Source organism: Streptomyces sp. NPDC025793 (assembly GCF_055558375.1).
This window is the reverse complement of sequence record NZ_JBVHMR010000006.1, coordinates 319,305-325,329: the sequence shown is the minus strand read 5'-3', so window position 1 is coordinate 325,329 and position 6,025 is coordinate 319,305. Positions and strand designations below refer to the sequence as shown.

Genomic DNA, 6,025 nt, shown 5'->3' with positions numbered 1-6,025 from the left:
AGGAGAGAGAAGATCGTGCCGGCGGGCACCCGGAGGTCGATGCCGTCGAGGACGGTCTTGTCCCCGTAGGACTTGCGCAGCCCGTGCGCCGCGATCGCGAATTCGTGGTCCTTCGTCATGCCGCAGAGCGTGCGGCCGAGGCGGTTCAACACGGTTTCAGCTCGGCTTCAGCGTGGCTTCAGCGGAGGGAGGGAGACCATGCACCACGCACAGCCCGGTCGTGGCTACTTGAGGGCAGCGGCGGCGAGGCGCAATTCGCGGAAGGCCTGGTCGATTTGGTCGTGGAGGGGGACCGAGGGGTCCCGCATCCAGCGGTGGGTGGCGATGGCGAAGGTGTCCATGCCGACCTGGGCGCACAGCGGCGCGATCCGGGCGTCGACGCCGCGGGCCCGCAGGGCGTCGGTCAGCGCGGTGATCAACAGCGCCCGCTTGGCCAGGGCGCGTTCCTGGAGAGCCGGGGTTTCGGCTACGAGGCGGGCACCGGGCTCGGTGACCGGGCGGTTGCGTTCGAGAAGGGGCACCGACTCGCGGAAAGCGGCGCGCAGGGTCGGCAGCGGCTTCGTACCGGGCGGGACGTCGGCGACGGCCTGGACGAGCAGGTCGCGGAACTCGCCCTCGCGGTCGAAGAACATCTCGCGCTTGTCGGCGAAGTGGCGGAAGAAGGTGCGTTCGGTGACACCGGCGCGCGCGGCGATGGCCTCGACCGGCGTCTGGTCGAAGCCGCGCTCGGTGAACAGCTCAAGGGCGGCCTTCAGGAGCCGCTGACGCACCGCTTCCCCACTTCTCGGCATGCGCCAACCGTAGCACGTTGCGTCAGTGACTGACTCGGCGTAGCGTCAGTCACTGACAGGTTTTTGAGTCAGTTACTGACGCATGCTTGGAGGTCGCTCACATGGAAGGACGCTTCGACGGCAAGACGGTGATCGTCACCGGTGCGAGTTCCGGGATCGGAGTGGGCATTGCCCGGCGATTCGCCGAGGAGGGCGCGAACGTCGTGCTCGCGGCGCGCCGGAAGGACCGGTTGGAGGCGCTCGCGACCGAACTCGGGGCGGACCGGACGCTGGCGGTGGCCACCGACGTCACCAGGCATCAGGAGGTACGGGCGATGGTCGACGCCGGCGTGGCCCGGTTCGGCGGCGTCGACGTGCTGGTGTCCAACGCCGGAGTAGGGCTCGGCAAGGAGTTCGAGGAGACCACGCTCGACGACTGGCGGCTGGTCATGAGTACCGATGTGGACAGTTGCTTCTTCGGGGCGCAGGCGGCGTTGCCGTACCTGAAGCGGAGCCGTGGCAGCATCGTGCAGATCGCCTCGGCGTCCGGTCTGGGCGGCGACCGGATGCTCACCGCCTACAACGCGGCCAAGGGCGCGGTCGTGAACTTCACCCGCGGGCTCGCCTTCGACCTCGGTCAGTTCGGCGTCCGCGTCAACACGGTCGCCCCGGCCTTGACGGTCGGTGCGGAACACGCCGATCACCCCATGGCCGCGGGACTGATCGAACGGTTCAACCAGCGCCGGGCGCTGACCGGTTGCAGCACCCCGGCCGACATCGCCGGCGCGGTCACGTTCCTCGCCTCCGACGACGCCCGCTTCATCACCGGAACCATCCTGCCCGTCGACGGCGGCATCACCGCCGGCAGCGGCCAGCCCCCCTTGTTCTGATTCGGGAAGGGAAAGAGACGATGGACTACGACATCGACCCCGAGCTCGCAACCGCACTGGCCGCCCTGCCCAAGGGTCCGAACGGCTCACTGATCGACTTTTCCGACATCCCCGCTTTCCGCGAACGGATGCGGACGACCGGCGAACAGTGGCCCGCGCCCGATCCGGATCCGCGCGTCAAGATCGAGACGCTCGGCATCCGGCGCGAGGACGGGAGCCTGCTCGACGTGGTGATGTTCCACCCCGGCGGCGCCGACCGGCCCCGGCCGGCCCTGGTCTACTTCCACGCAGGCGGGCAGGTGCTCGGCAGCGCCCACGACCGCGTGGCCCGGGCGTACGGCGCGGCCATGGCCCTGCGGCTCGACATCGTGCTGGCCGTGGTCGACTACCGGCTGGCGCCGGAGACCCCGGCGCCGGGCGCCGCCGAGGACGGCTACCTGGCGTACACGTACCTCGCCGGGCACGCCGCCGAGAACGGGATCGACCCGGACCGGATCGGACTCGTCGGCGCGAGCGGCGGCGGGGCGCCCGCCACGGCCACCGCACTCATGGTCCGCGACCGTGGTGACCGCCGTCCGCGGCTGCTGTCGCTGAACTACCCGATGCTCGACGACCGCCACGAGACCCGGTCCAGCCACGAGATCGTCGACCTCGGCATCTGTGATCGCAGGGACAGCCTGTACGCGTGGGCCGCCGTGCTGGGTGACCGGATGGGAGCCCCGGACGTGCACCCGTACTCCGCGCCCGGCCGCGCCACCGACGTGGCCGGCCTGCCGGACACCTTCATCGCCGTCGCCCAGTTCGACGTCTTCCGCGACGAGAACATCGACTTCGCGCAGCGGTTGATCGCCGCCGGCGTCCCGGTCGACCTGCATGTCTACGCCCACGCCTGCCACGCGTGGGACGTGTTCGCGCCGCGGTCGGCCCTCACCAGGACCTTCGAACAGACCTGGCACGACTACCTGCGCCGCCACCTCCACGGACAGCGGGCGCCTCTTCGCGACGCCCGATGAGACGACGAGTCACATGACCGAACCGTAATCCACGCGGTGCTACCACGAGTAACTTACTTGTGCGTAAGGTTCTGGCGAACCACTCCCCAGTGGCGTGAGCCGGCCCGTGGGACGGCCGTGCTCACCTGCCGTGTTCACCTGTGCACCTCTCTTTGCCGGCCGCACTCAGGAGGTTCGCCATGCCCCCACGCAAACGGCTCCTGGCGGCAGCGGTCACTGCTGCCGCCTGCCTCGGCGCCCAGGCCCTCTCACACACCACTGCCTCGGCGGCGGACGAAGTCGTCTCCCGAGGCGTCACCATCCCCGCCTTCTACAACCCGCCCGCCGAATTGCCCTCGGCCAACGGCACCCTCGTCCGCTCCGCGCCTCTCCCGCTCGCCCTCAGCCTGCCGGGCCTCGACGGACCGCTCCCCGGACGCGCGACCCGCCTCATGTACAGGTCGACCGACTCGGACGGGCAACCGGTGGCGGTCACCGGCGCCTACATCGAACCGTCCGCCGCCTGGAAGGGCGGCGGACCACGGCCCCTGGTCGCGCTGGCACCCGGCACCATGGGCCAGGGCGATCAGTGCGCCGCGTCCCTGGGACTGGAGCACCCGCTGACGTTCAACGGCCGTACGACATCGGTCGGTTACGAGGATCTGGCGATCTACCGCCTCCTCGCGAAGGGCGTCGCCGTGGTCGTCACGGACTACGTCGGTCTCGGTGCGACCGACCGGCTGCACACCTACGTCAACCGCGTCGACGAGGGGCACGCGGTACTCGACGCCGTCCGCGCGGCCCGCTCGGTGCCCGGGGCCACTGTCACCCATGGCTCCCGGGTGGGGCTGTTCGGCTACAGCCAGGGCGGCGGCGCCACCGCCTCCGCCGCCGAACTCCAGGCCTCCTACGCTCCCGACGTCACACTCTCCGGCACCTACGCGGGCGCGCCGCCCGCGGATCTGACCGCGGTCACCAAAGGCATCGACGGCAGCGAGCTGGCCGGTGCGCTGGGCTGGTCCCTGAACGGCTTCCTCCAGTCCGATCCCCAGCTCAGGCCCATCGCCGAGGCACACCTCAACACCGTCGGCAAGGCCGCCCTCTCCGATCTGTCGACCATGTGCGTCGGGGACGCCATCTTCGGCTACGGGTACGCGAAGAGCACCACGTGGACGACCGACGGACGGTCCATCAGCGACATCATCGCCGCCACTCCCGCGCTACAGCGGTTCCTGGACCACCAGCGCATCGGCACACTGAACCCGTCCGGGCCCGTCCGCGTCGCGACAGGCGTCAGCGACAACCTCGTTCCGCACGCCCAGGCACGTCAACTCGCCGTCGACTGGTGCCACAAGGGCGCCGACATCACGTACAAGCCCGTCGCACTCCCCGACGTCGGCAGCGCCCTGCTCAACCACTTCGCCCCGCTGCTCACCGACCAGGGCGACGCCATCGGCTGGCTGACCGACCGACTCTCCGGCAAGCCGGCCCCCTCCACCTGCTCGACCCTGCCCGCCCAGCCCTGACCGCGGGGAGGTCGGCGGACACCGACAGCCTTATCGAGGTGTCCGGAGAAGAAGCGGTACGTCTGGCCCGGCGCAGCTTCCCGTCGACGTGGATGCGGCGGACGGCGCCAGCGGCGGGCGTAGTCGACCGTGAGCTGGTCGAAGCCGAAGCCGACGTTCTGGGCGTGGGTCCACGGCAGGTGCGGCCCGCTCTCCGTCCGGTCCTTGCCGTCGCCGACGGGGCCGGGCGCCTTCCCTGTCGTATCTGCCTGTGCTCGACCCGGATCGACGGGCTGCTCCCTCTGCTGCCTGCGGCCTGCCGCCTGCGCGCTGTCGGGCGACTGTCTGCGCGTCGAGGAAGGCAGGCGCAGGGCGGCCGAGGAACGGGTGCGCCAGCCCGAACGGCTCGACCTCGCCCGGGACCTGCACGACCATGTGGCCCACCACGTCACCGCCGTCGTCGTCCAGGCCGAGGCCGGGCAGCGATCGAGAACCTCGTCCACCGCTTCTCCACCCCGGGGCAACGCGCCCGGCCCAACGCCGAGGACGGCATGGACAGCGCCGCCTGGCCCCGCAGTTGGCCAGGTCCGTGGAGCGGGTCGTCCAGGAGGGCCTCACCAATGTCCGCAAGCAGCGCGGCTGGTCGTCGGGAACTGGCTCCCTCATCTCCCCGTCGATCACCGTCCGGCTGCTGGAGCACGGGATCATGGACTGAACCAAGCCGGCGAGGCTTGAGCCGGCCGGAGTTCTTCGCCGACACAGACATGAACATGGACGTGGACCTGGTGGAGCGCCCGGCCTCGGAGTACGCCTCTTGACACATCGACACATCGCACGCGAGGAGCAGCCCGCATGAAGACCCAGGACGACCATCTTGAGGAGCTCTATGGACTCCCCGCTTTCACCTTTCCCCTGCCCGGCGAGACGACAAGGCTTCCTGCGCCCGACACCGTGGCCTGGCGGATCGGCCACGAGCGGTGGACAACCAGCGAGCCGTGGAGGGATGGATTCGTCCGCTTCTGCGCCGAGGTCGACCTCGCACGGGTCGGTGCGCTGATCATCGGCATCTGGGACGACGCGGAGGACACCGATCCCTCCGAGGTCATCGAAGCGCTGCTGGCCGTGCGCGACCGGCTGCCCGCGCTGCGGTCTTTGTTCCTCGGGGACATCACCGACAAGGAGTGCAAGCTCTCCCGGATCAGCCAGACCGACGTCACACCGCTGCTGGCAGCCTTCCCGGCGCTGGAGGAGTCCGGCGTGCGCGCGGGAGAGGGCACCGGCATGGGCGAAACCTTGAGGCTGAAGTTCCCCGCCCTGCGCCACGAGTCGCTGCGCAGGCTGGTCGTGGAGAGCAGCGGCCTGCCGGCTGACGTCGTGCGCGGTGTCGGGGCGAGCGAACTGCCCGCGCTGGAGCACCTCGAACTGTGGCTGGGCAGCTCGGACGACGGCGCGGACAGTACGACGGCCGACCTGGAGCCGATCCTGTCCGGCGCCCGGTTGCCCCGGCTACGGCACCTGGCCCTGCGCAACAGCGAGATCCAGGACGAGGTCGCCGCCGCCGTGGCATCCGCCCCGGTGGTCGGACAGCTTGAGGTGCTCGACCTGTCCATGGGCGTCCTGAGCAACGCCGGAGCGGCCGCACTCCTCGACGGCCGGCCGCTGACCCACCTCAAGAAACTGGACCTGCACCATCACTTCCTCAGCGAGCCCTTCCAACAGCGCATACGCCAAGCGCTCGCACCCGCGGGCGTCGAGGTGGACCTCGACCAGGACTGCGTCCTGGACGTCAACGGCCTCCGTCTGCCCGACACACGTGACGACCTCTGCGAGCCTGACATCTGCGTCGGACCAGTCAGCTACTGAAAGGG

General features: G+C 70.1%; 6 protein-coding genes and 2 pseudogenes. 6 read left to right on the top strand and 2 right to left on the bottom strand.

What is annotated here, in order from left to right:
* Both ACZ4MF_RS15820 and ACZ4MF_RS15815 read right to left on the bottom strand, forming a co-directional pair.
* Positions 1 to 119 (bottom strand): annotated as a pseudogene (locus tag ACZ4MF_RS15820) (ABC transporter); the annotation flags it as partial.
* Between the two features lie 105 nt (positions 120 to 224).
* On the bottom strand, positions 225 to 791 hold the full coding sequence (locus ACZ4MF_RS15815; RefSeq protein ID WP_467492567.1) for a TetR/AcrR family transcriptional regulator: 567 nt from the start codon (positions 789 to 791) through the stop codon (positions 225 to 227).
* Between the two features lie 101 nt (positions 792 to 892).
* On the opposite strand from ACZ4MF_RS15815, the gene budC reads away from it, so the two are divergent.
* From budC to ACZ4MF_RS15785, 6 genes and pseudogenes are all read left to right on the top strand, one after another.
* A complete protein-coding gene (gene budC / locus ACZ4MF_RS15810) occupies positions 893 to 1,660 on the top strand; it encodes a meso-2,3-butanediol dehydrogenase (protein ID WP_467492566.1) in 768 nt (255 codons plus the stop codon).
* Between the two features lie 20 nt (positions 1,661 to 1,680).
* The gene (locus ACZ4MF_RS15805; RefSeq protein ID WP_467492565.1) at positions 1,681 to 2,673 is read left to right on the top strand and encodes an alpha/beta hydrolase; all 993 of its coding nucleotides are present in this window, start codon (positions 1,681 to 1,683) and stop codon (positions 2,671 to 2,673) included.
* A 179-nt stretch (positions 2,674 to 2,852) separates the two neighbouring features.
* Entirely contained in the window at positions 2,853 to 4,178 is a 1,326-nt protein-coding gene (locus ACZ4MF_RS15800; RefSeq protein ID WP_467492564.1) for a lipase family protein, read from the top strand.
* Positions 4,179 to 4,307: 129 nt separating this feature from the next.
* Positions 4,308 to 4,634 (top strand): annotated as a pseudogene (locus ACZ4MF_RS15795) (histidine kinase); the annotation flags it as partial.
* Positions 4,635 to 4,734: 100 nt separating this feature from the next.
* The gene (locus ACZ4MF_RS15790; RefSeq protein ID WP_467492583.1) at positions 4,735 to 4,872 is read left to right on the top strand and encodes a hypothetical protein; all 138 of its coding nucleotides are present in this window, start codon (positions 4,735 to 4,737) and stop codon (positions 4,870 to 4,872) included.
* 137 nt (positions 4,873 to 5,009) lie between these two features.
* On the top strand, positions 5,010 to 6,020 hold the full coding sequence (locus tag ACZ4MF_RS15785; protein WP_467492563.1) for an STM4015 family protein: 1,011 nt from the start codon (positions 5,010 to 5,012) through the stop codon (positions 6,018 to 6,020).
* Positions 6,021 to 6,025: the final 5 nt, after the last annotated feature.

Bases quoted from the DNA above. Each gene is read 5' to 3' on its own strand.
- ACZ4MF_RS15815 (WP_467492567.1), bottom strand. From the start codon at position 791: ATGCCGAGAAGTGGGGAAGCGGTGCGTCAGCGGCTCCTGAAGGCCGCC.
- budC (WP_467492566.1), top strand. From the start codon at position 893: ATGGAAGGACGCTTCGACGGCAAGACGGTGATCGTCACCGGTGCGAGT.
- ACZ4MF_RS15805 (WP_467492565.1), top strand. From the start codon at position 1,681: ATGGACTACGACATCGACCCCGAGCTCGCAACCGCACTGGCCGCCCTG.
- ACZ4MF_RS15800 (WP_467492564.1), top strand. From the start codon at position 2,853: ATGCCCCCACGCAAACGGCTCCTGGCGGCAGCGGTCACTGCTGCCGCC.
- ACZ4MF_RS15785 (WP_467492563.1), top strand. From the start codon at position 5,010: ATGAAGACCCAGGACGACCATCTTGAGGAGCTCTATGGACTCCCCGCT.